The sequence below is a fragment of the Leisingera sp. NJS201 genome (genome assembly GCF_004535885.1).
In the GTDB taxonomy this organism is placed as follows: domain Bacteria; phylum Pseudomonadota; class Alphaproteobacteria; order Rhodobacterales; family Rhodobacteraceae; genus Leisingera.
This window is the reverse complement of record NZ_CP038234.1, coordinates 451,529-476,848: the sequence shown is the minus strand read 5'-3', so window position 1 is coordinate 476,848 and position 25,320 is coordinate 451,529. Positions and strand designations below refer to the sequence as shown.

Annotated in this window: 28 protein-coding genes and 2 pseudogenes; 14 read left to right on the top strand and 16 right to left on the bottom strand. The window is 63.5% G+C overall.

Annotated elements, in window-relative coordinates:
- Nucleotides 1-106: 106 nt before the first annotated feature.
- Nucleotides 107-979, bottom strand: coding sequence for a 4-hydroxy-tetrahydrodipicolinate synthase (gene dapA, locus ETW23_RS02370; protein WP_134829000.1), 873 nt, complete (start codon nt 977-979; stop codon nt 107-109).
- A 139-nt stretch (nt 980-1,118) separates the two neighbouring features.
- On the opposite strand from dapA, the gene ETW23_RS02365 reads away from it, so the two are divergent.
- Nucleotides 1,119-3,077: a lytic transglycosylase domain-containing protein gene (locus ETW23_RS02365; protein ID WP_134828999.1), complete on the top strand. Its 1,959-nt coding sequence runs from the start codon at nt 1,119-1,121 to the stop codon at nt 3,075-3,077.
- Here the strand turns inward: ETW23_RS02365 and ETW23_RS02360 are convergent.
- A complete protein-coding gene (locus ETW23_RS02360) occupies nt 3,051-3,941 on the bottom strand; it encodes a DMT family transporter (protein WP_134828998.1) in 891 nt (296 codons plus the stop codon). The genes ETW23_RS02365 and ETW23_RS02360 overlap by 27 nt on opposite strands.
- Nucleotides 3,938-4,606 carry a tRNA (5-methylaminomethyl-2-thiouridine)(34)-methyltransferase MnmD gene (gene mnmD, locus ETW23_RS02355; protein WP_134828997.1) on the bottom strand — a complete coding sequence of 223 codons (669 nt, stop codon included), beginning with the start codon at nt 4,604-4,606 and terminating at the stop codon, nt 3,938-3,940. Before mnmD ends, ETW23_RS02360 begins: the two co-directional genes overlap by 4 nt.
- 58 nt (nt 4,607-4,664) lie before the next feature.
- Between mnmD and ETW23_RS02350 the strand changes: the two are divergent.
- Nucleotides 4,665-5,704: pseudogene (locus tag ETW23_RS02350) on the top strand (NAD(P)/FAD-dependent oxidoreductase).
- A 232-nt stretch (nt 5,705-5,936) separates the two neighbouring features.
- Here the strand turns inward: ETW23_RS02350 and ETW23_RS02345 are convergent.
- The 5 genes and pseudogenes from ETW23_RS02345 to ETW23_RS02325 all read right to left on the bottom strand — a co-directional run bounded on the left by ETW23_RS02345 (nt 5,937) and on the right by ETW23_RS02325 (nt 10,136).
- The gene (locus ETW23_RS02345; protein ID WP_247676751.1) at nt 5,937-6,758 is read right to left on the bottom strand and encodes an acyl dehydratase; all 822 of its coding nucleotides are present in this window, start codon (nt 6,756-6,758) and stop codon (nt 5,937-5,939) included.
- Nucleotides 6,759-6,794: 36 nt separating this feature from the next.
- Nucleotides 6,795-7,337: an NADPH-dependent FMN reductase gene (locus ETW23_RS02340; protein WP_134828996.1), complete on the bottom strand. Its 543-nt coding sequence runs from the start codon at nt 7,335-7,337 to the stop codon at nt 6,795-6,797.
- A gap of 177 nt (nt 7,338-7,514) precedes the next feature.
- Nucleotides 7,515-8,173 (bottom strand): annotated as a pseudogene (locus ETW23_RS02335) (OmpA family protein).
- 134 nt (nt 8,174-8,307) lie between these two features.
- Nucleotides 8,308-8,997: a YafY family protein gene (locus ETW23_RS02330; RefSeq protein WP_129372081.1), complete on the bottom strand. Its 690-nt coding sequence runs from the start codon at nt 8,995-8,997 to the stop codon at nt 8,308-8,310.
- 269 nt (nt 8,998-9,266) lie between these two features.
- Nucleotides 9,267-10,136: a bifunctional helix-turn-helix domain-containing protein/methylated-DNA--[protein]-cysteine S-methyltransferase gene (locus ETW23_RS02325; protein WP_129372082.1), complete on the bottom strand. Its 870-nt coding sequence runs from the start codon at nt 10,134-10,136 to the stop codon at nt 9,267-9,269.
- A gap of 281 nt (nt 10,137-10,417) precedes the next feature.
- Between ETW23_RS02325 and nth the strand changes: the two genes are divergently transcribed.
- The gene (nth, locus tag ETW23_RS02320; RefSeq protein WP_134828995.1) at nt 10,418-11,062 is read left to right on the top strand and encodes an endonuclease III; all 645 of its coding nucleotides are present in this window, start codon (nt 10,418-10,420) and stop codon (nt 11,060-11,062) included.
- Nucleotides 11,063-11,122: 60 nt separating this feature from the next.
- A complete protein-coding gene (locus tag ETW23_RS02315) occupies nt 11,123-12,115 on the top strand; it encodes an adenosine kinase (protein WP_134828994.1) in 993 nt (330 codons plus the stop codon).
- 182 nt (nt 12,116-12,297) lie between these two features.
- On the opposite strand, the gene ETW23_RS02310 is transcribed toward ETW23_RS02315, so the two are convergent.
- The gene (locus ETW23_RS02310) at nt 12,298-12,783 is read right to left on the bottom strand and encodes a MarR family winged helix-turn-helix transcriptional regulator (RefSeq protein WP_129372085.1); all 486 of its coding nucleotides are present in this window, start codon (nt 12,781-12,783) and stop codon (nt 12,298-12,300) included.
- A 75-nt stretch (nt 12,784-12,858) separates the two neighbouring features.
- Here ETW23_RS02310 and ETW23_RS02305 point away from each other — a divergent pair, with 75 nt between their 5' ends.
- Entirely contained in the window at nt 12,859-13,734 is an 876-nt protein-coding gene (locus tag ETW23_RS02305; RefSeq protein ID WP_134828993.1) for an EamA family transporter, read from the top strand.
- A 6-nt stretch (nt 13,735-13,740) separates the two neighbouring features.
- Here ETW23_RS02305 and ETW23_RS02300 read toward each other — a convergent pair whose 3' ends face one another.
- Nucleotides 13,741-14,202: a hypothetical protein gene (locus tag ETW23_RS02300; RefSeq protein WP_254695117.1), complete on the bottom strand. Its 462-nt coding sequence runs from the start codon at nt 14,200-14,202 to the stop codon at nt 13,741-13,743.
- A gap of 138 nt (nt 14,203-14,340) precedes the next feature.
- The gene (locus ETW23_RS02295; protein ID WP_134828992.1) at nt 14,341-14,823 is read right to left on the bottom strand and encodes an RNA pyrophosphohydrolase; all 483 of its coding nucleotides are present in this window, start codon (nt 14,821-14,823) and stop codon (nt 14,341-14,343) included.
- 136 nt (nt 14,824-14,959) lie between these two features.
- Between ETW23_RS02295 and ETW23_RS02290 the strand changes: the two genes are divergently transcribed.
- Nucleotides 14,960-16,987, top strand: coding sequence for an NADPH-dependent 2,4-dienoyl-CoA reductase (locus ETW23_RS02290; protein WP_134828991.1), 2,028 nt, complete (start codon nt 14,960-14,962; stop codon nt 16,985-16,987).
- Between the two features lie 256 nt (nt 16,988-17,243).
- Here ETW23_RS02290 and ETW23_RS02285 read toward each other — a convergent pair whose 3' ends face one another.
- The 3 genes from ETW23_RS02285 to ETW23_RS25475 all read right to left on the bottom strand — a co-directional run bounded on the left by ETW23_RS02285 (nt 17,244) and on the right by ETW23_RS25475 (nt 18,109).
- Nucleotides 17,244-17,588: an antibiotic biosynthesis monooxygenase gene (locus tag ETW23_RS02285; RefSeq protein ID WP_134828990.1), complete on the bottom strand. Its 345-nt coding sequence runs from the start codon at nt 17,586-17,588 to the stop codon at nt 17,244-17,246.
- A 9-nt stretch (nt 17,589-17,597) separates the two neighbouring features.
- Nucleotides 17,598-17,918: an NIPSNAP family protein gene (locus tag ETW23_RS02280; protein ID WP_134828989.1), complete on the bottom strand. Its 321-nt coding sequence runs from the start codon at nt 17,916-17,918 to the stop codon at nt 17,598-17,600.
- Between the two features lie 77 nt (nt 17,919-17,995).
- Nucleotides 17,996-18,109: a DUF4399 domain-containing protein gene (locus tag ETW23_RS25475; RefSeq protein WP_217621250.1), complete on the bottom strand. Its 114-nt coding sequence runs from the start codon at nt 18,107-18,109 to the stop codon at nt 17,996-17,998.
- Nucleotides 18,110-18,226: 117 nt separating this feature from the next.
- Between ETW23_RS25475 and ETW23_RS02270 the strand changes: the two genes are divergently transcribed.
- The 3 genes from ETW23_RS02270 (at nt 18,227) to ETW23_RS02260 (ending at nt 19,558) form a co-directional block, all read left to right on the top strand.
- Nucleotides 18,227-18,562, top strand: coding sequence for a hypothetical protein (locus tag ETW23_RS02270; protein WP_129372090.1), 336 nt, complete (start codon nt 18,227-18,229; stop codon nt 18,560-18,562).
- Nucleotides 18,563-18,688: 126 nt separating this feature from the next.
- Nucleotides 18,689-19,351, top strand: coding sequence for an HAD family phosphatase (locus tag ETW23_RS02265; RefSeq protein WP_134828988.1), 663 nt, complete (start codon nt 18,689-18,691; stop codon nt 19,349-19,351).
- Between the two features lie 36 nt (nt 19,352-19,387).
- A complete protein-coding gene (locus tag ETW23_RS02260; RefSeq protein ID WP_254695116.1) occupies nt 19,388-19,558 on the top strand; it encodes a hypothetical protein in 171 nt (56 codons plus the stop codon).
- An 81-nt stretch (nt 19,559-19,639) separates the two neighbouring features.
- On the opposite strand, the gene map is transcribed toward ETW23_RS02260, so the two are convergent.
- On the bottom strand, nt 19,640-20,449 hold the full coding sequence (map, locus tag ETW23_RS02255) for a type I methionyl aminopeptidase (protein ID WP_129372093.1): 810 nt from the start codon (nt 20,447-20,449) through the stop codon (nt 19,640-19,642).
- A 155-nt stretch (nt 20,450-20,604) separates the two neighbouring features.
- Here map and ETW23_RS02250 point away from each other — a divergent pair, with 155 nt between their 5' ends.
- Nucleotides 20,605-21,492, top strand: a complete 888-nt coding sequence (locus tag ETW23_RS02250) for a mechanosensitive ion channel family protein (RefSeq protein ID WP_129372094.1) — start codon at nt 20,605-20,607, stop codon at nt 21,490-21,492.
- 17 nt (nt 21,493-21,509) lie between these two features.
- Here ETW23_RS02250 and sfsA read toward each other — a convergent pair whose 3' ends face one another.
- Entirely contained in the window at nt 21,510-22,214 is a 705-nt protein-coding gene (gene sfsA / locus ETW23_RS02245; protein WP_134828986.1) for a DNA/RNA nuclease SfsA, read from the bottom strand.
- A 48-nt stretch (nt 22,215-22,262) separates the two neighbouring features.
- Between sfsA and ETW23_RS02240 the strand changes: the two genes are divergently transcribed.
- The 4 genes from ETW23_RS02240 to ETW23_RS02225 are packed head-to-tail and all read left to right on the top strand — an operon-like array spanning nt 22,263 to nt 25,206.
- The gene (locus ETW23_RS02240; RefSeq protein ID WP_134828985.1) at nt 22,263-22,985 is read left to right on the top strand and encodes a molybdopterin-binding protein; all 723 of its coding nucleotides are present in this window, start codon (nt 22,263-22,265) and stop codon (nt 22,983-22,985) included.
- Nucleotides 22,982-23,707 carry a GNAT family N-acetyltransferase gene (locus ETW23_RS02235; RefSeq protein WP_134828984.1) on the top strand — a complete coding sequence of 242 codons (726 nt, stop codon included), beginning with the start codon at nt 22,982-22,984 and terminating at the stop codon, nt 23,705-23,707. The genes ETW23_RS02240 and ETW23_RS02235 overlap by 4 nt, the downstream gene beginning before the upstream one ends.
- Nucleotides 23,708-23,710: 3 nt before the next feature.
- Nucleotides 23,711-24,283, top strand: a complete 573-nt coding sequence (locus ETW23_RS02230) for a peroxidase-related enzyme (RefSeq protein ID WP_134828983.1) — start codon at nt 23,711-23,713, stop codon at nt 24,281-24,283.
- A gap of 26 nt (nt 24,284-24,309) precedes the next feature.
- Nucleotides 24,310-25,206, top strand: coding sequence for an OmpA family protein (locus ETW23_RS02225; protein ID WP_134828982.1), 897 nt, complete (start codon nt 24,310-24,312; stop codon nt 25,204-25,206).
- The last annotated feature ends 114 nt before the right edge of the window (nt 25,207-25,320 follow it).

Below are 25,320 nucleotides of genomic sequence, written 5' to 3'. Positions count from 1 at the left end.
GCCCCTCAAGGGGCAATTCACCCCGGGGTATTGAAGACCAGAAAGAAGCAAACAGGGCGGCGCTCCATCGGAGGCCGCCCTTGATTTTGTGACAGTGACCCGAGGCTTACAGCAGGCCGGCATGCCCCATGGCAGCGTCGATGGCGGCCTTGGTGCTGTCTTCCAGCGTAGTCAGCGGCGAGCGGACCTCTTCGCTGCACATGCCGAGTTTCGACAGGCCGTATTTGGCACCAACCAGGCCCGGCTCGATGAAGATCGCTTCATGCAGCGGCATCAGCTTGTCCTGATAGGCCAGCGCCGATGTGTAATCGCCTGCGAGGGTCGCGGCCTGGAATTCGGCGCAAAGTTTCGGCGCCACATTGGCGGTGACCGAAATGCACCCCACCCCGCCATGAGCGTTGAAGCCCAGCGCGGTGGCGTCTTCGCCGGACAGCTGCACAAATTCCGCACCGCAGGAGGCGCGCTGCTGGCTGACACGGGCGAGATCGCCGGTGGCATCCTTCACACCCGCAATGCGCGGCAGCTTGGCCAGCTCGCCCATAGTGGCAGGGGTCATGTCGACGATCGAACGGCCCGGGATGTTGTAGATAATGATCGGCAGATCCGCGCAGTCATGGGCTGCGGTAAAATGCTGCACCATCCCGCGCTGGGTCGGCTTGTTGTAATAGGGGGTCACAACCAGCGCCGCATCGGCGCCGGCCTTTTTGGCGAACTCGACGAATCGAATCATCTCGACGGTGTTATTAGAGCCGGCACCGGCAATCACCGGCACCCGGCCTGCTGCCGCCTTGACCGTTTCCGCAATGACCAGCTCGTGCTCGTCATGGGTCAGCGTCGGGCTTTCGCCGGTGGTGCCGACGGGCACAAGACCAGTGGAGCCTTCGGCAATCAGCCATTCCACCAAGCGTTTGAGCGCATCCAGATCCAGCTCGCCGTTCGAAAACGGGGTGACGAGTGCTGGCATAGAGCCTTTGAACATGGGCACGCTCCCTTTGCTGCAGGTGCAGGCGGCAATCCGCCGCCGTCAAGATATAGAATGCCGGGGATTTGAGTTGATACCGGCACGCCAATGAGTAACGTTCAAGCCTCTATCCCCGGACCGCTGGAAAATGCAAGAGATGACACGCATCCTGGCCCTTATTCTGCTAATCTCGGCGGCCCTTCCCGGGTCGCCTGCCTTGGCGCGCGGCCTTGGGTCCGCCCTGGATCTGATGCGGGCAGAGAAATGGGATCTGGCCGCCCGCGAAGCCGGGCAACGGCACAGCACCGCCCGCGATATCATCGAATGGCACCGGCTGCGGGCCGGGCTGGGCTCGGCCCGCGACGTGATGGCGTTTCTGGAGCGGCGGCGGGATTGGCCTGGTCTCGCCTATCTGCGGCGCCGGAACGAGGATGCGATTGCGGCCGCCGGCCGCGATGCCATTCTGGCGTTTTACGCGGATGAACGCCCGCAGACCGCCGAAGGCGCGCTGAGCCTGGGCAAGGCGCTGATTGCCGCCGGGCGGCGCGGCGATGGCGAGGCGGAGATCGTTCTGGCCTGGCGCACCAAGGCAATGGGCAGCGCAATTCAAAAGGCATACCTGAGGGATTTTTCCAAGCTGCTGAAACCGCATCATGCGGCGCGGCTGGACCGGCTGTTGTGGGAGGATCATCTGGTCAGTTCCAAACGGATGCTGCCACTGGTGCCCGAGGGCGAGCGCAAGCTGGCGGAGGCACGCATCGCCCTGCAGGAACGCGCGCCCGGAGTGGATGCCAAAATCGAGGCCGTTCCGGACCGGCTGAAGGGATCTGCAGGCCTTGCCTATGACCGGTTTGCCTGGCGCGACCGCAAGCGGCTGCAGGATGGCGCCATTCAGATGCTGATGGAACGCAGCACCAGTGCCGAAAAACTGGGCGAGCCAGCCAAATGGCTGCGCCGCCGCCGCGATCTGGCGCGGCAAGTGATGCGGGACAAGGATTACGAACGCGCCTATCAGCTGGCCGCTTATCATTTCTCCTCACCCGAGGACGGTTATGGCTACTCGGACTGTGAATGGCTGGCGGGATACATCGCCCTGCAAAAACTGCGGGACCCGGAATTGGCCGCGGTGCATTTTCAGCGCTTCCTGGCCTCGGTCGAGACCCCGATTTCGATCGGACGCGGCGGCTATTGGCTGGGCCGCGCTTATGCGGCGATGGGCCAGCCGGACAAGGCGCATGAGGCCTATGCCAAGGGTGCGGAGTATCAGACGTCATTCTATGGGCTGCTGGCCGCCGAACAGCTGGGCCGCCCGTTTGATCCGGCGCTGGTGAAACCAGCAGACCTGCCGGACTGGAGCAAGGCCGGTTTTGCCAAATCCTCGGTCACCAGGGCCGGGCTCGAACTTCTGAAAGCTGGCGATCTGGCCTTGGCTGAGCGTTTTTTCACCCATCTGGTCGAAACCCTGCCGCCGGTGCAGGCGCGCCAGCTGGGGCAGATGGCGGTGGAGCTGAACCAGCCGCATCTGGCAGTGATGATCTCCAAACGCGCGGCGCGCGGCGGGGTGGAGCTGGAAGGCGCCTACTACCCGTTGCACCCGGTGGCCAAGCGGCAACTGCCGATGGCCGAGGAAATGACCCTGGCCATCGCCCGCCGCGAAAGCGAGTTCGACCCGGCCGTGATCAGCCATGCCGGCGCGCGCGGGCTGATGCAGGTGATGCCCGCCACTGCGAAACTGGTGGCGACTGAGCTGGGCATCCTGGCAGGCCACAAGACCTCCCGCCTGACCGCCGAATGGGATTACAACGCCAAGCTGGGGGCCAATTACCTGGCTGGGCTGGCCGGCAAATTCCGCGGTAATGTGGTGATGATGGCAGCAGGCTATAATGCCGGGCCGCACCGGCCCGCAGCGTGGATGCAGCGCTATGGCGATCCGCGCGGCGGCAGTCCTGATATTGTCGACTGGATCGAGCACATCCCGTTCAACGAGACCCGCAACTATGTAATGCGGGTTACTGAGAGCCTGCCGGTCTATCGCGCCCGGCTGGGCAAGGCGCCGCTGCCCGTCCCGTTCTCAGAGGAACTGCGCGGCTCAACCCTTCACGCGTTCGCGCCATAGGGTGAACAGACCTGCCCCGATGATGATACCGGCGCCGATGGCGACATTGGTGCGGATCACCTCGCCGAACACAGCCATGCCCAGCATCGCCGCCCAGATCAGGTGGAAATAGGCAAAAGGCTGCACCGCGCTGGCCTCGGCCATCTCGTAGCATTTGATCAGCAGCCAATGGCCGGTCACGCCGGACACGCACAGCAGCGCCATCCAGAACCAGTCGGTCTGGCTCATCGGTTCCCAGTACCAGATACCGATGGCGGTCATGAAAACCATGCCGGCAACCCCGGTCCAGAAGAAGCTGGTGGCGGTGCTGTCCTTGCGCGCCGCATAGCGGGTGACCAGCCCGTAGACGGCAAACATCAGCGCCGAGACAAACGGGATGATTGCTGCCGGGTTGAACACCCCCATGCCCGGTTGCAGGATGATCAGCACGCCAATCAACCCGACGCCAATCGCCGCCCAGCGCCGCCAGCCGACGTTTTCGCCCAGCACCGGCCCGCTGAGAGCCGCCACCAGCAGCGGATAGCAGATGAACACCGCCTGGCTCTCAATCAGGCCAAGCACGGTAAAGCCATAAACCGCCACGCAAATTTCACCGACCAGCAAAACACCGCGGAATATCTGCAGCCACAGCTGATCGGTCCGCGCCGCAGCCCGGATGCCGCCCGGCGCCCGTGCTGCCAGGAACATCACAAAGGCGGCAAAAAACCAGTAGCGTACCATCACAACCATGTAGGTATTGTAGGTGCCCGCCAGATGGCGCGAAATACCATCCTGCAATGCAAAGACAACCGTCGCGCCAATCATCAGCAGAATGCCCAGCGGCACGTTATTGGTCTGGGCCCGGGCCGGGGCTGCCTGTGTCATGGCTTCACTGCCTTTGTCATATGCCGCTTGCGCCCGTAACCGGGGATGCGGGTCACCTCAAATCCTGCGGCCTCCAGCCCGCGGCGCACAAAACCTGCCGCCGTGTAGGTCGCCGCCGAACCGCCCGGCGCGGTATGCGCCGCAACCTCGCCCATCAGTGCCTCTTCCCACAATTCGGGGTTCTTGGCCGGAGAGAACCCGTCCAGAAACCAGGCATCCGCCTGCCCTGTCCACTCCGCCAGCGACACGCGCGCGTCGCCGGCAATCACCTCCAGCCGCAGGCTGCCCAGATCACAGGTGCCAGTGCCTTGCCATTTCTCCAGAAACCGCGCGGCCCAGGGGGCAACCGCGGGGAAGGCCTCCAGCGCCTTGGCCATGTCGGCGGGCGCCATCGGGAAAGCCTCGAAACTGGTGAAGTGCAATGGCCCTGCCTGCCCTGCCGCCTCCCAGGCGCGCCAGACAGCCAGCATGTTCAAGCCGGTTCCGAACCCCAGTTCGGCAATGCGGAATCCGGGCGCAAAGCGCGCAGGCAGGTCGTTGCCGGCCAGAAACACATGCTCAGTTTCCGCCAGCCCGTCCTGAAGCGAGAAATAGGGATCATCGAACTGGTCCGACACCGGCACGGTGCCATCGCGCCAGCTGAGGCGGGCCTGCTGGTCTGCCATGCTATAATCCCCTAAGTGGTTATCCGGAACGGCGCGACACTGGCGAAAGGATCCTCAAATGGCAATGGCAGATGTAACGGTGCGCGGGGCTGGCATATTCGGCCTGTCCATCGCCTGGATCTGCGCCCGGCGCGGCGCGCATGTGCAGGTCGCGGACCCGTTCGGAGCAGGCGCCGGTTCCAGCGGTGGTCTTGTCGGTGCGCTGGCACCGCATGTGCCGGAGAACTGGAACGCCAAGAAGCAGTTTCAGCTGGAAAGCCTGCTGATGGCCGAAGGTTTCTGGGCCGGGGTCGAGGCGGCCGGCGGCGTCTCCGCAGGCTATGGCCGCACCGGGCGGCTGCAGCCGATCAATGACGCGCGCACGCTGGAACTTGCCCGCCAACGCGAAATCACCGCCCGCGAGCTGTGGAAGGACGCCGCCGAATGGCGCGTCTGCAAGGCGGACAGCCTCGGCCCCTGGGTGCCGCCCAGCGCAACGGGCTATGTCATTCACGACACTCTCAGCGCCCGGATGCACCCCCGCCGCGCTTGTGCGGCACTGGTCTCTGCCCTGGCTGTGATGGGGGTCGAGGTGCAGCCGGAGGCCGCCGATCAGGGCAAGGTGGTCCATGCCAAAGGCTACGCCGGCCTGTTGGAGCTGAACGAGGCGTTCGGCAAAACTGTGGGCGGCGGCGTCAAGGGCCAGGCCGCGCTCCTGCGCTTTCACGAGGGTGCGGTGCCGCAGCTTTACGCCGACAGCCTGCACATCATTCCGCACGCCGACGGCACCCTGGCCATCGGCTCCACCAGCGAGCGTGAATTTGAGGACGGCAAGACGACCGACGCCCAGCTCGACGATATCGTCGAACGCGCCCGCACCGCGGTGCCGGTGCTGCACGGCGCCGAGGTGATCGAACGCTGGGCCGGCGTGCGCCCTCGCGCCAAGTCCCGCGCCCCGATGCTGGGTGCCTGGCCAGGCCGCGACCGTCATTTCATCGCCAACGGCGGCTTCAAGATCGGCTTTGGCATGGCCCCAAAGCGGCCCAAGTGATGGCTGACCTGCTGCTGGAGGATGCGGACAGCATCCCCGAAGGTTTCCGCGTCGAAAACAATCTTTGACCTGCGCGCGCCTCCTGCCCTTTGGCGGGTCAAGGGCGGCGCAGCCGTCGCGCGGCACGCGCGGTTCACCCTTGAGGCGTCAACGGGCAGTTCACAATTGAATTCGCGCCTTGAGGGGCAGCATTGCCCGTCAAGCGCTTCTCAGCAATATTCCCTGCGCTGCGCAGCAGCGCCACGCCCAAGCCGCTAATCTGCCCGGCAAGGGCAGCTTGGGGCGCGGGAGCCTCCCGTTTCAGCCTCTGGGCACTGCGACTGCGCTCATGCATTGCCGCCCGTCCGGGCCGCGCACCCACAGGTCCTGGCCATTGCAGCACAGGCTGGCGGTCTCGAAATGCATCAGCGGTGAAGACGCCCGGAAGGAAAACTCCGCCAGCGGTCCCATCAGTTCTTCCGCCAGCAGCATCAGATGCTGCGCCAGCAGCGGGCCGTGAACAACCAGCCCCGCGTAGCCCTCTGTTTCGCGGGCATATTCCAGGTCATAGTGGATCCTGTGCCCATTGAAAGTCAGCGCAGAATACCGGAACAGCAGGGTCGAGTTGAACGAGATCTGCCGCACCTCTGTCTCATCAGTGCGGGCTGTCGGCGGCACCGGTTTGGCGGCCGCCGGATCCGGGTCTTCGCGGTAGACCAGATCATGCCATTCCGTCAGGCACAGCGCCCCCTGCTGGCGGATCTCATGACGCAACGTGACCAGCCCCAACGGCCCGGTGCGGCCCGTTTTTTTCTCAGCTCTTTCCAGCACGGACGTTTTTTCTGCCGCAATCCCGGCCCGCAAGGGCGCCGCGAAGCGCAGCCGCCCGCCGGCCCACATCCGCCGCGGCAGGCCCATGTCCGGGATCAGCCCGGCGCCGCCCACCTTAGGGTGGCCATCGCGGCCCAGATCCGCGGGCGGCAGCGGCTTCCAGAAGTAGAGTTGATGAAAAAACGGTGGCAGCACACTGCCCGCCGAAATGTCCATACGCCGCCCCAGCGCCGCCTGAAAGGCAGCCGCCCGGGCCGGGTCTATCATGTCCATAGAATGCTGCACGGAAGTGAAGGCCATATCACGTTTCATGCCGTCACCTTAACCCCGCGCTGCGGCAAGGCAAGCTCAGCGGTCCAGTTCACCGCGCAGCTTCAGCATCAGCTTGCTCAGCGTCGCCTCATAGTGATCGCTGGTCAGCCTGCCGGTCTCATCAAACTCCTTGCTGGATCCCGCCAGATGCACCCCCGGCCCAGTCAGGATCCGCGGCTGGAACGGCACCAGAAAACCGCGCAGCAGCGCCTGCGCCAGCTCGCCCCCGGCCCGGCCTGCCGCCGCCGACATCACCGCCACCGGCTTGTCCGCCCAGGGGTTGCCCTCGGTGCGGCTTACCCAATCGAGCGCATTTTTCAGCACGCCGGACGGGCCTTTGTTGTATTCCGGGGTAGAGATCGCCACCGCATCTGCTGCCGCGATCTGATCCGCCAAAAGCTGCACAGCAGGCGGGATGCCGTCCGCCGCTTCGGCGTCGCCGTCATACAGCGGCAGGTGCAGATCCGCCTCGACCACGGTCGCAGGCCCGAATACCCGCGCAGCTTCGGCCAGCAGTTTGCGGTTGGTGGCCTCGCGGCGCAGGGAGCCGGAAAGGGTCAGCAAGACAGGGTCAGCCATAGGAGTACCTCTTTGTTCGCGTCTCTGTTGCGGCCATCATGCAGGAGGCAGGCCCCGCGAAGAAACAGCTTTCACCGCGCAGGCCATGTGCAGCGTTACGTAAGCCGGTGCCCCTGAGACGGAAAAAGCCCGCCCCGGGGAAGGGGCGGGCTGCGAAACATGCCGGGGGCCGGCGGATCAGGCCGCCTGCGGGATCACCACCACCTCGACGCGGCGGTTGCGGGCCTTGCCGTCGGGCGTCAGGTTCGAGGCCACCGGCTGCTCTTCGCCGCGGCCGATGATGCGCATCCTGTGATAGGGCACCCCGCCAGCCTGGATCTGGCTGGCCACCGCATTGGCGCGGCGCTCGGACAGGCCCTGATTATAGCCGGCATCGCCATCGCTGTCGGTATGGCCAATCACCTGGATGGTGCTGTTGGGATAGCGCACCAGGCTGTCGGCCACCCGGCGCAGGTCGCCCTGCACAGCCGGCGCCACTGCGGCGCTGTCGGTGGCAAATGTCAGATCGTTCGGGAAGGACAGAATCAGCCGGTCGCCGGTGTTGACGATGGTGATATCGTCATTGGCCAGGGTCTGGCGCAGCTCGCGTTCCTGCGCGTCCAGCTGGTTGCCGATCACGCCGCCCGCAGTGGCCCCGACCAGTGCACCGGTCACCGCCCCAGGCCGCGGTCAGAATCATTGGCAATAGCGCCGACGCCGGCGCCGATAATGCCGCCCAGGATCGCGCCCTGCTGGGTGTTGCTGCCCGGCGTGCCAACGGTTGCCGGATCGGTGCAGGCGCCCAGGCCCAGTGCTGCGGCAACAATACCTGCCGTGGTGAGTTTCATCTGCATCATCAAATTGCCTTCTGTTTTCTCAGTCCCGGGCAACGCCCGGTATTCCGAACGAATATCGGGGTGCGGCGCCGCCATCTCAAGTCAGGATCCGCAATCATGGGCGAAATACCGCGCAAAATCCGCCTAAGCCCTTGTTATGGCGCAAAGGCAAAGTCCCAGCTTTCCTGCTCCATCCACAGCTTGCGCAAGGCGCCGGCCTCTGGTGCAAAACTATCCTCCAGCAACTCCGCTGCCAGCATCCGGTCAGTGCGGAAATGCCGGAACCCGCCGCGCAGCTCGCACCAGGCAGCCAGCATGGTGCATTCAATGTGGTAGATCAGCGCCAGGGGGCGCAAGGTCCGGCGGCTTTCACCCCGCTCCGGGCTTAGATAGGTAAGGTGCAGCTTGCAGCTGTCCCGCACCGCCTGGCGCAGCAGCGCCTTGGACACACAGCCCAGTTCGGGATCATCCAGCGGTGCCCCCCAAGGAGCCACCTGCAACCAGTCGGCGGTGGCATGCACGTCCTTGATCTTGTGGCTGACCCGTTCCGCGGCCTTTTGCAAGGCGCCGTCCCCCGTGCGCATCAGCATCGCCAGACCCACGTGCAGCGCTTCCAGCTCTTCCTCGTCAAAATTCAGCGGCGGCAGATCATAGCCTTTGCGCAGAATATAACCGATCCCGGCCTCCCCCTCGACCGGGGTGCGCATCGCCTGCAAGGCAGAGATATCGCGGTAGATGGTGCGTTTGGAAACCTCCAGCTTCGCTGCCAGATCCTCGGCCCGCAGCGGGGCTGCGGCGGATCGCAGGATCTGGATGATTTCGAACAAGCGGCCAGTGCGCGGCATGGGCAGGCTCCTGTGACAGTCTGCTGACACCCTAGCACAATCCACTGACAACAGGCTGTCAGCAGTGGTCTGGTTGTCTGCACCTCCAAGAAGGAGACACACAATGCTGACTTATGAATGGATTTCCATGATCACCCTGGGCAAGGACCGCTGGGACACGCAGCACCATCTGCCGAAACCTTATGAAGCGGAACGCGAAGCCGCCCGCCAGCGCCACGAAGCCCGGTTACCGGCCAAACCGTCACATCCGGGCCTGCTGCGGCGCCTGTTCAGCCGGCAGCGCGCATATCATCTGCCGCAGCCTCCTCGTCCCGCGCCGCCTCATAAGCAAGCATCGCGCGCTTGACCGGCAGGCCCCAGTGATAGCCGCCCAGCGCCCCGGATTTGCGCAGGGCCCGATGGCAGGGGATAAGCCAGCTGACCGGGTTCCGCCCGACGGCAGTTCCAACCGCGCGCACTGCCTTTGGGGATCCGATTGCCTGCGCCAGCTCGGAATATGTGGTGACGTGACCTGATGGGATGCGCAGCAGCGCTTCCCAGACCTTGATCTGCAGCGGCGCGCCGATCATGTGCAGCGCGGTCTCGCCTTTTTGGGCAAATGCAGCCTCTGCCAGCGGGCGCAGGGCTGCGGGATCCTCGACGAATTCCGCCTGCTGCCACCGCGCGCGCATGTCTGCCATGGCTGGTTCCGCCCCGGTTTCGGCAGCGAACCCCAGCCCGCAGATGCCCTTTTCCGTGCCCATCACCAGCGCCAGGCCAAAGGGGCTGTCGAACCAGCCCCAAAAGATCCGCAGGCCATCCCCCTTGCGGGCATATTCGCCGGGGCTCATCGCCTCCCAGCGCAGGAACAGATCATGCAGCCGGCCGGACCCCGACAACCCCACAGCGTGCGAGGCCTCCAGCGTGGTGAACCGCTCGCGCAGCAGCGCCTTGGCATGGCCCAGCCGCAGATACTGCTGGTAGCGTTTGGGCGAAACACCGACCCAGGAGGAAAACAGCCGCTGAAAATGCGCCGGACTCATATCCATGCGGGCGGCCAGCTGCTCCAGCGTCAGATCCTCGCCGCCGTCGTCGATCAGCTCAATCGCCCGGCGCATGACGCCGTAATGATAGGTGTTTTCCCGTGTTTCGATATTCATCGGCCCAACCTGTTCTGACTTACGGACCAACTTACTACGCCCGCTCCGGCCGTTCGACCCGGAACTTGCGAAATCCCCTGCCCCGCGCACTCGCTTGGAAAAGCGGGACCGGAGCGGCAATCACAGAAGTGCCGGGCCGGACCGGAAAAATTCTGTAAAATCCGCTGCCGCAAACGCAGCATTAAAAGCTGCCCGACTGCTCTCTTACATGCCGCCGCAAACTGCCCCGGCACCGCAATTTCAATTGCTCTTTAAGGTCTGACCTGTACATAAGCGCTGCCATGGCAAAGCAACTCGACTATCATACGCTGCGCGAGATTTTCACGCGCTTCCAGGCAGCTGAGCCCGAACCCAAGGGCGAGCTGGAACATGTCAATGTCTACACGCTGGTGGTGGCAGTGGCGCTGTCGGCGCAGGCGACCGATGCCGGCGTGAACAAGGCAACCCGCGCGCTGTTCAAGATCGCCGATACCCCGCAAAAAATGCTGGATCTGGGCCTTGAAGGGCTGACCGACCACATCAAGACCATCGGCCTGTTCCGTCAGAAGGCCAAGAACGTGATGAAGCTCAGCCAGATCCTGGTTGATGACTACGGCGGCGAGGTGCCCAATTCCCGCGCCGCACTGCAATCGCTGCCGGGGGTGGGCCGCAAGACTGCCAATGTGGTGCTGAACATGTGGTGGAAACAGCCCGCACAAGCAGTGGATACCCATATCTTCCGCGTTGGCAACCGGTCCGGCATTGCCCCGGGCAAGGATGTGGACGCCGTCGAACGCGCGGTGGAGGATAACATCCCGGCGGATTTCCAGCAGCACGCCCACCATTGGCTGATCCTGCATGGCCGCTATCACTGCAAGGCACGCAAACCGATGTGCGGCAGCTGCCTGATCCGCGATCTGTGCATGTATGAAGACAAGAACCTATAAACCTTTGGCGCGGCATATTTTCCGAACCGGAACCGCTCCGGATTTTCCCGAGGAGGGACCATGACCAAAACCTATCAGCTCGTCGGTATCGGCAACGCCGTCGTCGATGTGATTGCACAATGCGAAGACAGCTTCCTGGCCGAACAGGGCATCGAAAAAGGCATCATGCAGCTGATCGAGCGCGACCGCTGCGAGGATCTTTATGCTGCGATGGGCAACCGGGTGCTGACCCCGGGCGGCTCGGTCGCCAATACCATTGCCGGCGCCGGCGCGCTGGGGCTGCAGGCCGCCTTTATCGGCCGGGTCCGCGGCGATGCGCTGGGACAATTCTATGCCGACGCGATGAACAACGAAGGCGTCGCCTTTGTGAACCCGCCGGTTACCGATGGCGAGCAGCCGACGTCACGGTCAATGATCTTTGTGTCGCCCGACGGTGAACGCTCAATGAACACTTATCTGGGGATTTCTTCCGAGCTGAGTTCGGAGGATGTTCCCGAAGACGCCGCCGGGAAGGCCAGGATCATGTTCCTGGAAGGCTATCTGTTCGACAAGGACAAGGGCAAGACCGCCTTCATGGAAGCGGCCCGCAAGTGCCGCGAGGGCGGCGGCCGGGTCGGCCTGTCGATTTCCGACCCGTTCTGCGTTGAACGGCACCGGGACAGCTTCCTGAGCCTGATCGGCAACGAACTGGATTTTGTGATCGGCAACCAGGACGAAATTTGCGCGCTGTTTGAGACCGATGACCTGGAGGCCGCGATGGCATCGACCGCCGCAATCTGCCCGCTGGTGGTCTGCACCCGGTCCAGCGACGGGGTGACCGTGCTGAATGACGGCGTGCGCATCGACGTCCCGGTCGAAGCCATTGTGCCGGTCGATGCCACCGGCGCGGGCGACCAGTTTGCCGCCGGCTTCCTGTTCGGCATGGCCACTGGCCGCAGCCTGGAAGTCTGCGCCCGGATGGGCTGCATCTGTGCAGGCGAAGTGATCCGCCACATCGGCCCGCGCCCGGAAACCAATGTTCTGCACCTGCTTGAAGAAGCCGGACTGGCCTGAATTCAGCGGCGTTCTCCCGCCCGTCGAACCAGCACCTGACGGTGCAGTTTCTCCCGTTGGGGGTGGCGCAGCGCGGCTTTGCCGCTCTGCGCCACCCCCGCCCCGCCGTCCGCAGGACGCAAGGGCGCCAGCCCGCGCAGCCCTCTTACTTCAGCGCATTTGGACTTTTTGAACTCTTGGCGTCAGCTGTCAGCCGCCGCCTGGGCTTTGCTCAAAAGCGTCTTGAAGGTCTCAACCTCCTGTGTCCCCAGCCCCTCCAGCAGCCGCGCCTGCGTCTGCACATGCGCGGTTACCGCCCGGTCAACCAAGGCAAGGCCCTCCTTAGTCAGACCCACCAGAAAGCTGCGGCTGTCCTCCGGATTCACGTCGCGCTTGACCAGCCCGTCCGCTTCCAGCCGGTCGATCCGGTTGGTCATCGTGCCCGAGGCCACCATTGTTGCCTTCAGCAATTCGCCCGGCGACAATGTATAAGGATCTCCCGAACGGCGCAGCGTGGCCAGCACATCGAATTTGGCCGCATTCAGCCCGAACTCTGCAAAGGTCGTGTGCATTCCGCGCTGATACGCCAGGTACAGCCGCGCCACCCGGCCAATCACGCCCATGGCCGTGACATCAAGGTCCGGCCGCTCCCGTTCCCATTGCTGGGTAATAAAATCCACATGGTCCATATCCCCGGTTTAGAAGATTGCATCTTGACGTCAAGATAAAATTCATTATCTCGACATCAAGATAAGGAGAACCCCATGCCCATCCTGACCCTTCTGCTGACCGCGCTTGCCCCTGCCATCTGGGGCAGCAGCTATATCGTGACGACCTCTTTGCTGCCCGGCCACTCGCCGCTGGTGGTGGCCTTGCTGCGGGCGTTGCCTGCGGGGCTTTTGCTGCTGCTGCTGGTGCGCCGGCTGCCGCCGCTCAACTGGCTGCCGCGCCTGGCGGTGCTGGGGGCGCTGAATTTCTCGCTGTTCTGGGTGCTGCTGTTTGTATCCGCCTACCGCCTGCCCGGCGGCGTCGCCGCGACGCTGGGCGCAGTGCAGCCGCTGATCGTGGTGTTTCTGTCGGCCTTGCTGCTGAAATCGCAGATCCGCGCCGCCGCCGTTGCCGCCGCCCTGCTGAGCATCGCCGGCGTTGCTCTTTTGGTGCTGACCCCTGCGGCCGGACTCGACACATGGGGCGTGCTGGCCGGCCTAGGCGGGGCGCTGTCAATGGCTGGCGGTGTGGTTCTAAGCCGCAAATGGCAGCCGCCTGTGCCGCCGCTCACCTTCACTGCATGGCAGCTGACTGCAGGCGGGCTGCTGCTGGTGCCGGTAACACTGTGGATGGTGCCGGAGATCCCCGTTTTCACCGCCGCCAACATCGCCGGCCTCGCCTATATGAGCCTGATCGGCGGCGCGCTGACTTATATCCTGTGGTTCCGCGGCCTGGCCCGGATCGAGCCGTCGCAGGTGTCTTTGCTCGGTGTGCTCAGCCCGCTGTCGGCCGTGATCCTGGGCTGGCTGCTGCTGGCTGAGACCCTGACGCCCAACCAGATGCTGGGCGCCCTGCTGGCCCTGTTCAGCCTGTGGCTTGGCCAGTCGCGGCTGCGCTTGCGCGCCAAACGGCACCCAGCCCCGGCGGAGTAACCCCGGTCACCGCGGCATTGCGGGCTCGCACGCCTTGCCGCGGTGGCAATCCAGAACCTGCCGCCGCACCTCAGACGTATCGGCAAACACAAAACCGCCGCAGGCACCCGCCCGGATCACCAGTTCGCCCCCGCGCTGTTCGGCAAAGAACACCTGGCCCGCGCCCGAGGCCATGCCGCCGCACCAGGGGCCGAGGCATTCCACCTCAAGCACTGCCTGCACGTTGACCCGTTTGGAGAAATACTTGCCGTCCAGCATCTTGCCTGACAGCTGCGCCGGGATGCGGGTCAGCGGCGGCGTGTCATTCGGGTTGTCAGCATGGGATTGCGGCAGCAGATTCTCGTCGAACCTCAGCTCCCCCGCGATGACATTGTAGACGCTGTCCGATTTTGCGGCCTGCAGATAGGCGTCCGCAGGTCCCCAAGGAAGGCAGCTGAGGGCGGCAGCTGAGTTGGCGAATATTGTCACAACCATGGTTGCGATAAGAACGCTTAGGGCAGCGCCTGACCTTGGCGAGGTGCAAAGCGCCGTCCCGCGGGAAGGTCAGGCGTTAACCGGCCTTTCGGCCAGGCTGAAAAGCTTAGGAGAGGCCGTCGCAATCCCATCTCACAAATACTCCCTGAACTCATCCACAACCCGCGCATAAACCTCGCGCTTAAACGGCACGATCTTCTCCACCAGCTGCGCCACCGGCTGCCAGCACCAGGCCGAGAATTCCGGGTGATCCGTCTCAATATCAACCTGATCATCCGCCCCCAGAAACCGCATCAGATACCATTTCTGCTCCTGCCCGCGGTACTTGCCGCCCCAGAATTTGGGCACCACGTCATGCGGCAGGTCATAGGGCAGCCAGCCATCGCTCTCGGCGATGATCTCCACCAGTTCCGGCACCACGCCGGTTTCCTCTTCCAGTTCACGCAAGGCCGCCGCGCGCGGGTCCTCGCCCGCATCAATCCCGCCCTGCGGCATCTGCCAGGCGTCCTTATAGCGGTCCTTGCGCTGGCCGACAAACACCGCGCCCTCGGCATTGATCAGCATCACCCCGACATTGGGGCGGTAGGGCAGCTTGGCAATCTCTTCCGGCGTCATCAGGCTCTCCTAACCATACATTGCTCAACCTTAGACCGCTTGCCGCCGGGGCACGCAAGGGGGTGACGCGGCGTTTGCACGTGACAAGGCGGCCCGCGCCCACGATCCTAGGCGCAACTGCCAGGGAGAGTTTCAGATGACTGCGTACCCCAAAATGCTTGCCCCGCTGGATCTGGGCTTTACCACGCTGAAGAACCGGGTGCTGATGGGTTCGATGCACACCGGGCTGGAGGAAACCGGCGACTGGAACCGGGTCGCTGAGTTTTACGCCGCCCGTGCCCGCGGCGGGGTCGCACTGATGGTCACCGGTGGAATCGGCCCGAACCTCGAAGGCTCGGTGCTGCCCGGTGCCTCAATGATGACCTGTGCCAAAGACGTCGAGAACCACCGTGTGGTGACGGATCGCGTGCATCAGGCAGGCGGCAAGATCGCCATGCAGATCCTGCACGCTGGCCGCTATGCCTATGGGCCGAAATGCGTTGGCCCCAGCCCCGTGAAATCGCCGATCTCCCCCTTTCCGCCGCATGAGCTGGACGAGGACGGGATTGAGAAGCAGATCGCCGACATCGTTAACGCCGCCCGCCTGGCGCAGGAGGCAGGTTATGACGGGGTCGAGATCATGGGGTCCGAGGGCTATTTCCTCAATCAGTTCCTGGTCACCCGTACCAACAAACGGACCGATCGCTGGGGCGGGTCCTATGAAAACCGGATGCGGCTGCCCATCGAAGTGGTACGCCGCACCCGCGAGGCTGCGGGCCCGGAATTCATCATCATCTACCGGCTGTCGATGATCGACCTGGTGCCTGAGGGCTCCACCCACGAGGAAGTTGTGCAGCTGGCGCAAGAGGTTGAAAAGGCCGGCGCCACCATCCTTAACACCGGCATCGGCTGGCACGAGGCGCGCATACCGACCATTGCCACCTCGGTTCCCCGTGCCGCCTTTGCCTGGGTTACCAGGAAACTGATGGGCAAAGTTGGCATTCCGGTGATCACCTCGAACCGGATCAACACCCCGGAAGTGGCCGAAGACGTGCTGGCAACGGGCTGCGCAGACATGGTGTCGATGGCGCGGCCGATGCTGGCAGATGCGGATTTCGTGGCCAAGGCCGCGGCGGGCCATTCGGATCGCATCGCCCCCTGCATCGCCTGCAACCAGGCCTGTCTCGACCACACCTTCAGCGGCAAACTGACGTCCTGTCTGGTCAACCCGCGCGCCTGCCACGAGACCGAGCTGGCGATCGAACCCGCCGCCGCGGTGAAAACCGTGGCCATCGTGGGCGCAGGCCCTGCCGGCCTTGCCACTGCCGTCACCGCCGCCCAGCGCGGCCACCAGGTCACCCTGTTCGACCGGGCAGATGAAATCGGCGGCCAGCTCAACATGGCCAAACAGGTTCCGGGCAAAGAGGAATTCTGGGGCCTGGTCGACTGGTACCGCACCATGGTGGCCGAGGCCGGCGTCAAGCTGGAACTGGGCCGCGACGTTTCCGCCGGGGACCTGACCGGTTTTGACGAGGTCGTTGTCGCCACCGGTGTGATCCCGCGCGATCCGGCCATTCCCGGCCAGGACGGGGACAATGTCCTCAGCTACATCGACGTGCTGTGCCACAAGAAACCGGCCGGACAGCGGGTTGCGGTGATCGGCGCCGGCGGCATCGGCTTTGATGTTTCGGAATTCCTGCTGGAAGAGGGCCACAGCCCCGCCACCGATCTGCCCGCCTGGATGAAGGAATGGGGCGTCACCGACCCGGCAGAGCACCGCGCGGGCCTCGCCCCTGAAGGCCCGCAGCCTGCCGCCCCTGCCCGCCGTGTAACACTCCTGCAGCGCAAGGCGGAACGCCATGGCAAGCGGCTGGGCAAGACCACCGGCTGGATTCACCGCGCCACACTCAAGATGAAGGACGTGGAATTCCTGGGCGGCGTGAACTACGAGCGCATCGATGAGGACGGTCTGCATGTCTCCTTTGGCGACGCACGCGAAAATCCCACTCTGGTTCCGGCGGACACCCTCGTCCTATGCTCCGGACAGATCTCCGACCGGTCGCTTGCAGATGATCTGGCTGAGCATGGCATCACTGCGCATGTGATCGGCGGCGCCGACGTCGCCGCGGAACTGGACGCCAAGCGCGCCATCAACCAGGGCACGCGGCTGGCGGCGGAACTCTAAAAGCAGGCAAGGCGCTCCCGCCTGCCGCTCCAGGCCCTGACGGACCCGGCCTGCAGTTGGGCCCGGCCGCGCCTGCGGCGCGGCAGATGGCAGCGCGCAAAGGCGCGCTGCCACGCCCAACGGGCGCAGAGCATGTTTCATGCTCCTAAGCCGGGCGGGAGCCGCCACCCGGTGCGCTGCCTTATTCCGCAGCCGCCACAGGCTGCCTCCCGGCCGGGTTCCCCCGGAACGGGCATCTGTTGTAATTCAGTCCCGGTCAACCATGCATTGACCGGCTGTCCGCCGGCGCTTGCAGCCGGTCGGCCATACCATAGTCCCGGATCACTCCAGCCACCCGCAGCCGGTAATCCGCAAAGACACCCTTCCGGCCGCTGCCTTGCGCTGCCCGGTGCTCTGCGCCCTCGCGCCAGCGCTGCACCGCTGCCTCATCCCGCCAGAAAGAAAGTGACAACAGCTTCTCCGGCGCGCTCAGGCTTTGGAACCGCTCAACCGAGATAAAGCCGTCCACCTGCTCCAGCAGCTCTCGCAGCGCGGCCGCGGCCTGCAGATAAGACTCTTTTTGTCCCGGAGCAATCTCCGCTTCGAACATCACGGCTATCATATCTACCCCTCAACCAGCCCCATGCGGTGCCGAGACCAGTTTCAGCCAGGTCCGGTCCTCGCACAGCAAAAACCGCTCTTTCTGCGCAAACTCATAGTTCTCGCGCCCTAAGGGGTCCGCCGCCAGCCGGGCACGATAAGCTTCATACTCAGCTAAGTTCTCCACATTGTAGATGCCATAAGCCAGTGTCGACGACCCTTCATGCGGCGCAAAATACCCGACCAAATCCGCGCCGCAGCGCGGGATCGCCTGCCCCCAGTTGCGGGCGTAGTGTTCGAACTGCGCCCTCTTGGCAGGGTCGATACGGTAACGGATTATGCAGGTCAGCATGTGAAAGTCCTCTGTTTCTTCGGAACCTCCTGTCTAGCCCGCACCGCCTCCTGGATGCTTCGGTCCAGACCGAAACGTTACGCGACGATGATGGTGATCAGTTCCGAAACATCCGGCGTGGCGTGCGGCACATGGCCAGCGCCGCCCGCCACCAGCAGCAGCGTGCGGCGCCAGAGCGCAGCCCGTACCATCTGATGGGGCTTTCTCCGAATGCGTGATTTTTGTTTGCAGGATCAAATCACAGATTGTAGTTAGCAGGTGAATTAACCCAAATCGCGGCCTTTTCCTGCGGTTTAAAAGGATCCAATATGAAAACTGCATCGTTTCTTGGCCTGCTCGCAGCAGGTTCGTTGCTCCTGTCGGGCTGCGTTTCACCGGACGTTGTCACCACAAATAATGTCGATGACGCTTCGCTGACCTGCGAAGGGATCAAGACCCAGATGGGCCAGCTTGATGAAATCCGTGCCGAAGCCAAGAAAGGCAAAACGGCATCTGGAAAGAACGTTGCGGCGGCACTGCTGTTCTGGCCCGCCGTGATTGGGAACTATGCCAACGCAAACGAGGCGTTGGAGGCGGCAAACAAACGTCACGAAGTGCTGGTCGGTCTGGCAAAGAAGAAGCGTTGCAAGTTCGAAGCCGCTTGAACTTCGGGGTATAAACAGGAATGCAGGGGGTCTTCTTCCTGCATTTTTTGTTTCCGGCTTTGCCGCAGCCGGGCATGACGGGTAAGCTTGTGACCTGCAGCCATTCCCGAATAGAGGCAGACCACCTTGCCCAAGACCTATCCGACCCCGAAACTGGTGATCTTCGACTGCGACGGCGTGCTGGTAGACAGTGAGCCGGCCTCGAACCAGGCGATGGCAGACAACCTTGCGCGCCACGGGCTGGATCTGACCTTAGAGCAGGCAATGGCTTATTTTACCGGCGGCACCATGGCGGATGTGATGGCCAAGGCCCGCAGCCTGGGCGCGGACCTGCCGGAAAACTGGGTCGCGGAAATCCATGCCGAGACCTATGCCCGGCTGAAAGAGGGCATACCGCTCACAGCGGGTATTCCCGATTTGCTGGCACAGCTTGATGCACATGGCATCCCGGTCTGCGTGGCCTCCAATGGCAGCGAGGAAAAGATGCGCATCACTTTGGGCCAGAACGGGCTGTGGGAGCGGTTCCACCCGCAGGCGATGTTCTCAGCCCAATCCTTGGGTGTGGCCAAGCCGGAACCGGGGTTGTTCCTGGCCGCAGCCAGCCACTTCGGTGTGCAGGCGCGCGATTGCCTGGTGATCGAGGACAGCGGCAGCGGCGTCACCGCTGCGGTGCGCGCGGGCATGCGCTGCCTCGGGTATGCTCCGCAAGGCAGCGGCAGCAGGCTTGCCGCGCTGGGGGCTGAAGTGTTCAACGATATGGCAGAGGTGCCGGCCCTTTTGTCGATCTGAGGCCGTTGTGGTATTGTCGCCCGCATGGAGCAGACATTGCGCACCCCGTTTCTGCCCTCCCTTGCAGAGACTGAAACCAGGGCAAGACCCAAGCCGGAACCGTTGCGGGCACCGCTGTTCATTCAGGACGCGGTAACCCCATGGGCAGGCAGCACCATGCTGCTGGCCTTGTGGCAGCAGCAGGAAGCAGAGGACCGGGACAGCTAAAGCCGCAGCCCGCTGCTGCTTCTTTCTGGTTGAAAATACCCCGGGGGTGCGGGGGCCGGCCCCCGCCGCCGCCCTGACAGCTTACCCGTAGGTCGGGTGGAATCTCCCGGCCGGCGACAGGGTGAAAATATCGGCCCCGTCCGCGGTGACCCCGATCGAATGCTCAAACTGCGCCGACAGCGACTTGTCGCGGGTGACGGCGGTCCATTCATCCGCCAGGATCTTGGTCTCCGGGCGGCCGATGTTGATCATCGGCTCAATAGTGAAGAACATGCCCTCTTCCAGCACCGGGCCGGTACCGGGGCGGCCATAGTGCAGCACGTTGGGCGGCGCGTGAAAGACCGTGCCCAATCCGTGGCCGCAGAAATCGCGCACCACGCTCATCCGCTGGCTTTCGGCGTACACCTGGATCGCATGGCCGATGTCGCCAAATGTATTGCCGGGCTTCACCGCCTCGATCCCTTTCATCAGCGAATCATGGGTGACCTGGATCAGACGCTCGGACTTGCGCGGCAGCTTGCCCGCCACAAACATCCGCGACGTGTCGCCGAACCAGCCGTCGACAATCACAGTCACGTCAATATTCAGGATGTCGCCATCCTTCAGCTTTTTGTCGCCGGGAATGCCGTGGCAAACCACATGGTTCACCGAGATGCAGCTGGCATGCTGATAGCCTTTGTAACCGATGGTTGCGGACTTGGCGCCGGCATCCTCAACCTTTTGGGTGATCAGGCGGTCGATCTCGCCAGTGGTCTGGCCCGGAAACACATGCGCGGCAATCTCGTCCAGAATACGCGCCGCCAAGGCACCCGCCTTGTGCATGCCGGCAAAATCGCCGGCTTCATGAATGCGGATGCCGTCCTTGGTTGTGCGGCCGTCTTTCGATCTCATCAGGCGGAGCTCCATCGGGTTTTGTTCCGTAGCTATCTAAGGGGTCTTGGCCAAAAGGGCCAGAGGGGGCAGCGGCGGCTTGGTGGAACTTTTTCAACCTTGCTGCGTTGGACCGGGAGAGCGGAAACAGCACAAGCCAGGAGGAATGCAGCAGCATGGATAACATTGATGACCTGATGAAGACTGAGATTTACGGAGGAAAATCACTGGCCGATCTGGTGACGCTGGAATTTCTGGCGCAGGCCTTGGGCAACGTGCTGGCCGCAACTGTCATTCTTCTGGCAGGCTTCATCGCTGCGCGCTGGGTCAAGCGGCGGATCGTGGCACTGGGCGATACCCACGCCAAACTCGACGTGACCCTGTTTCATTTCCTCGGCAATCTTGCGCGCTATGTTATTCTCGCCTTTGCGGTGCTGTTTGTTCTGAATACCTTTGGCGTCAAGACCACCTCGATTGTGGCGGCCATCGGTGCCGCCGGCCTGGCGATCGGCCTGGCCATGCAGGGTGCGCTATCGAATGTAGCAGCAGGCGTGATGATCATCCTGTTCCGCCCGTTCAAGCTGGGTGATTTCATCGATGTGAACGGCGAAATGGGCACGGTGCATGAAATGACCCTGAACAATACTGTCATCGCCAGCCTCAGCAATCTGAAGGTGATCATTCCCAACTCCGAGGTTTGGGGCAATACGATCACCAATTACTCGTCTTTCGACACCCGCCGGGCAGAATGGACTTTTGGTGTCGGCTATGGCGCCAACCTGGCCACGGCAGAACAGGTGATCCGCGACACGATCATGGCCGACAGCCGCTCGCACAGCGATCCGGAACCCTTCATCCAGGTCAATGCGCTGAACAGCAGTTCGGTGGATTTTCTGGTGCGTGTCTGGGTCGATGCAGCCGAGTACTTTCAGTATCAGGCCGACATGAAGCGCAAGGTCAAAGAAGCTCTGGATGCAGCCGGGGTCGATATTCCCTTCCCGACCCGGACACTGGTTCACGCCGAAGCTGCCAGCCAGGAAGACGAGGCCAGCAAGGCCGCCTGACCAGCAGGCCGGCGTTGCTAAGGTGCAGCGGCGATCGGTGCGCCGGCCTCGACCCCTTGCGGCGTGATCCTGGTGCCCAGTACCAGCCGCTCCACCCCGGCAGAATAGGCGCTGGCAAAGGCGGCGGCATAGGCCGGGTCGATATCTGCAGCCAGTTGAAACCGGTCGCAGTCGGTGCGCTGCACCAGATACAGCATCACCGCGCGGTGGCCCTGGGCCGTCATTTTGGCCAATTCGCCAAGGTGTTTTGTGCCACGGGCGGTGACGCTGTCCGGGAATTCCGCCAGGCCCGGTTCCCTCGACAGCGTCACGCTTTTCACTTCGACATAGCAATCCGGCAGACCGCCTTGCTGCAACAGAAAGTCGACGCGGCTGTTCGCGCCGTATTTCACCTCGGGGCGCACGGTATTATAAGCGCTAAGTTCCGCGATCTCTCCAGCCTCCAGCGCAGCCCGCAGGGCGCGGTTCGGAACCGAAGTATCAACGCCGGTGAAATGGCCGTCCGCGTGCTCAACCAGGCGCCAGCCGTATTTCAGCTTTTTCTTCGGGTCGTCGTTCGGCTCCAGCCAGACCTTCATGCCCGGCTCTGCCAGCCCCATCATGCTGCCGGGATTGGCGCAATGGGCGGTAACCTCGCGCCCGTCCTCCAGCCGGCAATCGGCAAGGAAACGTTTGTAGCGGCGGATCAGCACGGCGGGGATCAGAGGGGTTTCAAAGCGCATGGGCTTAGGCCTATATCTGCAAAGACGAGGTATCAAGGGAGGAAGATCATGGCCAATCCAACGGCTGCCATGCTGGTCATCGGGGATGAAATCCTGTCGGGCCGCACCCGCGATGCCAATATGCATTATCTGGCGGGCGAGCTGGCCAAACACGGCATTGATCTGATGGAAGTGCGCATTGTCAGCGATACTGAGACCGCGGTCATAGCCGCAGTACAGGCGCTGGCCGGTGCTTACGGCCATGTATTCACCAGCGGCGGCATCGGGCCGACACATGACGACATCACAGCCGATTGCATCGCCAAAGCCTTTGACGCGCATCTGGGTGTCCGCGATGACGCCCGCGCGATCCTGCAGGCGCATTACGACACCCAAGGCTTGGAATTGAACGAGGCCCGCCTGCGGATGGCACGCATTCCGGAGGGCGCCGCGCTGATCGACAATCCGGTCTCGGCCGCGCCGGGGTTCACCCTTGGAAATGTGCATGTGATGGCCGGTGTGCCGCTGATCTTTCAGGCGATGGTGGCCAGCGTGATGCCGACCCTGACCGGCGGCCAGCCGATGCTGTCGCAGACCCTGCGGGTGCTGCGCGGCGAAGGGGAGATTGCCGGACCGCTGCGCGTACTGGCCGAGGCTTACGAGGATCTGTCAGTCGGCTGTTATCCGTTCCAAAAAGACGGCGCCTTTGGCGCCAATATCGTGATCCGCGGCACCGATGGCGCGCGCATTGATGCGGCAATGACAGAACTGGCAAAGGAGCTGGATCAGTGACCACCGATCACCGTTACTACGCCGTGACCGACGCGACATGGCCGCCTGCCGCCACCCGCAGCCTGGGCCCCGTGACCCTGCGCGACGGTCAGGGCGGCGGCAGCCGGGTGTCGGCGGCGACCGTACACGGCACTGCCTCGGATGCGGAAATTGCCGCCGCTGAGGACGCAATGCGCGCGATGGGCCAGAACTGCCTGTTCATGATCCGCGATGGCGAGACGGACCTGGACGCGCAGCTGGCTGCACGCGGCTATGCGGTCAAGGATCCGGTCAGCCTGTGGACCTGCCCGGCCGCGCATTTGACGGACATCCCGGTGCCGCGGGTCACCGCCTTTTGCGTCTGGGAACCGCTGGCGATCCAGCGCGAGATCTGGGCGCAGGGCGGCATCGGGCCTGAACGCCTGGCGGTGATGCAGCGGGTACAGGGGCCAAAGACCGGGCTGCTGGCCCGTCACAAGGACAAACCGGCAGGCGCCGGGTTTGTCGCCATTCACAATGGGGTGGCAATGGTCCACGCACTGGAAATCCTGCCGCACCAGCGCCGCTGCGGCATGGGCGCCTGGATGATGCGCCAGGCGGCATTCTGGGCGCTGGAAAACGGCGCGACCGAGCTGGCGGTGCTGTGCACGAAACGTAACGAGGGCGCCAACGGGCTTTATGCTTCCCTCGGCATGAAATGCGCCGGACAGTACCACTACCGGATTTTACAGGAAGGTCATTGAACAATGACGGATCAGACCCCGCCCACAGCCCTGGATCTGCCGATGGCGGATCCGCTGCCGCCTGAGACGCAGAAGTATTTCGATATCTGCGTCGAAAAGCTGGGCTTTGTGCCCAACGTGCTCAAGGCCAATGCCTTTGATATCGAAAAGCTGAATGCGTTTACCGCCATGTACAATGACCTGATGCTGGCGGACAGCGGCCTTAGCAAGCTGGAGCGGGAGATGATCGCGGTGGTGGTCTCGGCGATCAACCGCTGTTTCTACTGCCTGGTGGCGCATGGCGCAGCAGTGCGGCAGCTGTCGGGCGATCCGGCTCTGGGTGAAATGCTGGTGATGAACTACCGGGTGGCGCCTCTGGAGGCGCGTCAGCGCGCAATGCTGGATTTTGCAGCCAGGATGACCACTGCCAGCGCGGAAATCGGGGAGACGGACCGGCAAGACCTGCGGGATGCAGGCTTCAGCGACCGGGACATCTGGGACATTGCCAACGTTGCCGGTTTTTTCAACATGTCCAACCGGGTGGCCAGCGCCACTGCCATGGTTCCCAACCCGGAATACCACAGCCAGTGCCGCTAAGACGTTTGATTTGGGCAGCCGCGGTGATGCTGCTTCCGGCTTTGCCGGCGGCGGCTGGGATCACCCTGCCGGCCGGCGCGTCTGCTGTTTCGGAACGGATCACGGCACTTGGTGTCTACCAGCTGCCGACCGGGCCGGAAGAGGCGGACAAAGTCCCCTCGCGCCGGTTCGAAGGGCGGATTCTGCGCCGCACCTGGCGGGTCGAGGGAAACAGCACCGTGCTGCAGATTCTGGCGCCCTTGCGGGACCAGCTGCAGGCTGATGGCTATGAGGTGCTGCTGGATTGTGCCGCGCGCGATTGCGGCGGTTTCGGCTTCCGCTTCGGGATCGAGGTGGTGCCGTCGCCGGACATGATGGTGGATATCTCCAGCTATCACTTCCTGTCTGCGGCCAAGGGGGATGAGGCGGTCTCGCTTCTGGTGTCGCGCGCAGGCGGCGCGGCTTTTTTGCAAATGATCACAGTGCATCCGCCTGGATCGGCTGCAACGGCAACAGCCGCGCCGGCAGTGGTGAAACCTGACGCCGGGACGTCCGGAACGGTGCGGCCGGTAGAACTGGCCAAGCTGCTGGAGGTGCGCGGCCACGCTGTTCTGACGGATCTGGTGTTTCAAAGCGGCTCCACCCGGCTGCAGGACGGCTCCTATGCCAGCCTGCGCGCGCTTGCAGACTATCTGGCCGCCAATCCGCAATACCGCCTGCTGCTGGTGGGGCATACCGACACGGTGGGTTCGCAGCAGCAGAACATCGGTATTTCCAAACGCCGCGCGCAATCGGTGAAAGACCGTTTGATCAAAGAGCTGGGCGCGGATGCGGCACGGATCGAGGTCGCCGGCGCCGGTTTCCTGGCCCCGATTGCCAGCAATCTGATCCCGAAAGGCCGAGAAGCCAACCGGCGGGTGGAAGCGGTGCTGCTCGGCGAATGAGGCGCTGCAAAAGATGCGCACCGGAAAACTCCCGCCACCGCAGGTGCCTTGGCTTTGCCAAGACCCCTTGGCGGCGTTGGACCTGGCTCGGCGCTGTGCGCCGAGCCAGGCCCA

Excerpts from the sequence above, each read along its gene's own strand:
- dapA (WP_134829000.1), bottom strand. The coding sequence starts at position 979 with ATGTTCAAAGGCTCTATGCCAGCACTCGTCACCCCGTTTTCGAACGGC.
- ETW23_RS02365 (WP_134828999.1), top strand. The coding sequence starts at position 1,119 with ATGACACGCATCCTGGCCCTTATTCTGCTAATCTCGGCGGCCCTTCCC.
- ETW23_RS02360 (WP_134828998.1), bottom strand. The coding sequence starts at position 3,941 with ATGACACAGGCAGCCCCGGCCCGGGCCCAGACCAATAACGTGCCGCTG.
- mnmD (WP_134828997.1), bottom strand. The coding sequence starts at position 4,606 with ATGGCAGACCAGCAGGCCCGCCTCAGCTGGCGCGATGGCACCGTGCCG.
- ETW23_RS02345 (WP_247676751.1), bottom strand. The coding sequence starts at position 6,758 with ATGAAACGTGATATGGCCTTCACTTCCGTGCAGCATTCTATGGACATG.
- ETW23_RS02340 (WP_134828996.1), bottom strand. The coding sequence starts at position 7,337 with ATGGCTGACCCTGTCTTGCTGACCCTTTCCGGCTCCCTGCGCCGCGAG.
- ETW23_RS02330 (WP_129372081.1), bottom strand. The coding sequence starts at position 8,997 with ATGCCGCGCACTGGCCGCTTGTTCGAAATCATCCAGATCCTGCGATCC.
- ETW23_RS02325 (WP_129372082.1), bottom strand. The coding sequence starts at position 10,136 with ATGAATATCGAAACACGGGAAAACACCTATCATTACGGCGTCATGCGC.
- nth (WP_134828995.1), top strand. The coding sequence starts at position 10,418 with ATGGCAAAGCAACTCGACTATCATACGCTGCGCGAGATTTTCACGCGC.
- ETW23_RS02315 (WP_134828994.1), top strand. The coding sequence starts at position 11,123 with ATGACCAAAACCTATCAGCTCGTCGGTATCGGCAACGCCGTCGTCGAT.
- ETW23_RS02310 (WP_129372085.1), bottom strand. The coding sequence starts at position 12,783 with ATGGACCATGTGGATTTTATTACCCAGCAATGGGAACGGGAGCGGCCG.
- ETW23_RS02305 (WP_134828993.1), top strand. The coding sequence starts at position 12,859 with ATGCCCATCCTGACCCTTCTGCTGACCGCGCTTGCCCCTGCCATCTGG.
- ETW23_RS02295 (WP_134828992.1), bottom strand. The coding sequence starts at position 14,823 with ATGACGCCGGAAGAGATTGCCAAGCTGCCCTACCGCCCCAATGTCGGG.
- ETW23_RS02290 (WP_134828991.1), top strand. The coding sequence starts at position 14,960 with ATGACTGCGTACCCCAAAATGCTTGCCCCGCTGGATCTGGGCTTTACC.
- ETW23_RS02285 (WP_134828990.1), bottom strand. The coding sequence starts at position 17,588 with ATGATAGCCGTGATGTTCGAAGCGGAGATTGCTCCGGGACAAAAAGAG.
- ETW23_RS02280 (WP_134828989.1), bottom strand. The coding sequence starts at position 17,918 with ATGCTGACCTGCATAATCCGTTACCGTATCGACCCTGCCAAGAGGGCG.
- ETW23_RS25475 (WP_217621250.1), bottom strand. The coding sequence starts at position 18,109 with ATGGTACGGGCTGCGCTCTGGCGCCGCACGCTGCTGCTGGTGGCGGGC.
- ETW23_RS02270 (WP_129372090.1), top strand. The coding sequence starts at position 18,227 with ATGAAAACTGCATCGTTTCTTGGCCTGCTCGCAGCAGGTTCGTTGCTC.
- map (WP_129372093.1), bottom strand. The coding sequence starts at position 20,449 with ATGAGATCGAAAGACGGCCGCACAACCAAGGACGGCATCCGCATTCAT.
- ETW23_RS02250 (WP_129372094.1), top strand. The coding sequence starts at position 20,605 with ATGGATAACATTGATGACCTGATGAAGACTGAGATTTACGGAGGAAAA.
- sfsA (WP_134828986.1), bottom strand. The coding sequence starts at position 22,214 with ATGCGCTTTGAAACCCCTCTGATCCCCGCCGTGCTGATCCGCCGCTAC.
- ETW23_RS02240 (WP_134828985.1), top strand. The coding sequence starts at position 22,263 with ATGGCCAATCCAACGGCTGCCATGCTGGTCATCGGGGATGAAATCCTG.
- ETW23_RS02230 (WP_134828983.1), top strand. The coding sequence starts at position 23,711 with ATGACGGATCAGACCCCGCCCACAGCCCTGGATCTGCCGATGGCGGAT.
- ETW23_RS02225 (WP_134828982.1), top strand. The coding sequence starts at position 24,310 with ATGCTGCTTCCGGCTTTGCCGGCGGCGGCTGGGATCACCCTGCCGGCC.